Genomic DNA, 2109 nt, shown 5'->3' on the forward strand with positions numbered 1-2109 from the left:
ATGCGGAGCCGCAGATGGGCTCCACCTCGACACCGGCCCAACCGCTGCTTCGCCTGCCGCCCGCGTCCGTCGCAGTGATAGTTGCGGGCCTTACCAGCACCTCGCTCAGGGTCCATCCCGCCGCCCCGCCGCTTGCGGGGCCGCACCTGCCCGGCACACTGCCCCGGCGGGTTCTCCACCTCGGGAAGGACCCCGCGTGTTCACCCACTACTCCACCTTGCACCAGGCACTTACCGCCACCGGCACCTTCAACGGCCTCTACACCGCGCTCATGGCCTCCACGCCACCCCTGTCCGTCCGCACGCACGCCGACCAGCCCACCGGCCTGCTGTTCTTCGAGCAGAGCCCTCGCATCCGCAACAGCCCGATCAACGGCACCATCACCTTCAACGCCGAATCCGGCGCCATCCTCCTGTGCGCCAACGGCTACTCCGGCCCTCGCTGGTACACCGCCCTGGAACGCCTCGCCACCACGACGGCCGCATGGGCATGGCAGCCTGCGCACAATCACAAGCCGGGCACGCTCGAGGGCGTCCTCCAACTTGGCGCGAACGTCACCGCCGAGACCTGCATCGGCAGCTCCCACCACCATGGCGACGCCGCCGCCGACGCCGGCCTCGCGCTGCTCCCCGCCGACCGCGCTGCGTGCGAGTCCGCCTGGGCCCTGGCCGTCGCCGCCCTGGGGGTCCTGGTCACCGACGATCCCGCGTACCGCTCCCCGGTCCTGCCTGCCCCCGACATAAGCGCCCTCACAGCCCCCGCGACCGACTACCCGGCCGCCATCACTACCGTCGCGGGTGCCCTTGAGCTCCTGGACGAGAACGAGGACTTCGCCACCGCACGCGACCACGATTCGAACTGGCCCGCCGAAGCTGAGGGCGCGGCCGTTCGAGCTCTGCGCGACTTCCAGGATGCCCTCATCCACACTGTCCCTGCCTCTGAACCGGAGCCCGGCTCCGCCGACCGCGGCGGGCAGACCATCCTCCACGCGCACCAGGGCACCAACGTCACGGTGCACCCCGACACCCCCTGAACTCCTGGTGTGCACGGGCCCCGCAGCCCTGCGGGGCCGGTGCACACCGTCTCGCCAGCGCATCGCCCGAGCTGGAGAAGCACGTGAGTACCGGCATCCAGACCGACTCTCTCCAGCCTGGCGGCATACCTGGTCAGCATCCAAGCCACCATCCGCTCCAAGCCGACATCTTGGGGTGCGGCTACGTTGACTCTGCGCTCCGCTCGTTCGACGAGGACGTCGAATGGGCGCGGCGCCTGAACCAGGAGCAACGCACATACCACAAGGCGGGTTACTGGTGCACGAACAACATGCCGTACGCCGCCATCGTCCTGGTTCAGAAGGAACTCGGCGACGACCCTGACTGTGAGGGCCACTTGTGCCGTCCGGCGCCGACTGCCACCCGAGGCCCACCGCGTGACGCGGCGCTTCAACCTGACGCCCGACCGGCACCACCAATGCCCCAGCACCGGCCCCACGCGGGTGCCGGGGGGCGTTGCGTCTCCTTCAGCGCCCGGCACCCGCGTCCCGCCCGTGCCTTCTCGCTTCACCATCCGGGCCGCCCCCACGCACGACCAGCTGCTCGGTGCTCTGGTGCTCGCTGCTGGTGACATCCGGTTGAAGGTCCGTGGCTTGCGGGCCTAACCCGTGTCTCCGCCACGGTTCATCCCGCCCGACCAGTTCCTGCCCCGCGATCGAACGGGAGATTTCCATGACCCTTGCTGACCTGCGTGCCCGCCTCGCCGAGCTCCCCGGAGACACGCTCGTGGTTCTCGCCAGGGACGCCGAGGGGAACGACTACTCGCCGCTCGACGACGCTGACTTCGCGATGTACCGCGCCGAGACGGGTTACAGCGGTGAGCGCTACCGCATTCCCGAAGACCCGCGGCCGGACGACGCCGTGCTCGCCGTCTTCCTCTGGCCCACCAACTAACAGCACCCCGCCCGACCGCCTTCGGCGCCGTGCCCGCAGCGCCAAAGGGTCGGCCCGCGTCCTGTTCACCTTGCGATTGCGGCGCTAGCCGCGCAGTTGGACACGGTCGCCATCGGGCCCGCCGCTTCGGCGGGCCCTTGAAGACGAGGAGATGAACATGGCC

2 protein-coding genes are annotated in these 2109 nt (G+C 69.8%); both read left to right on the forward strand.

Annotated features, from left to right (window positions below; genetic code table 11):
- Positions 1–196: 196 nt before the first annotated feature.
- Positions 197–1033: a hypothetical protein gene (locus EEJ42_RS31905; RefSeq protein ID WP_123105373.1), complete on the forward strand. Its 837-nt coding sequence runs from the start codon at positions 197–199 to the stop codon at positions 1031–1033.
- A 691-nt stretch (positions 1034–1724) separates the two neighbouring features.
- The gene (locus tag EEJ42_RS31910) at positions 1725–1946 is read left to right on the forward strand and encodes a hypothetical protein (RefSeq protein WP_123105375.1); all 222 of its coding nucleotides are present in this window, start codon (positions 1725–1727) and stop codon (positions 1944–1946) included.
- Positions 1947–2109 lie beyond the last annotated feature (163 nt).

This window comes from Streptomyces botrytidirepellens, assembly GCF_003721215.1.
In the GTDB taxonomy this organism is placed as follows: Bacteria; Actinomycetota; Actinomycetes; order Streptomycetales; family Streptomycetaceae; genus Streptomyces; species Streptomyces himastatinicus.

Bases quoted from the DNA above. Each gene is read 5' to 3' on its own strand.
- EEJ42_RS31910 (WP_123105375.1), top strand. From the start codon at position 1,725: ATGACCCTTGCTGACCTGCGTGCCCGCCTCGCCGAGCTCCCCGGAGAC.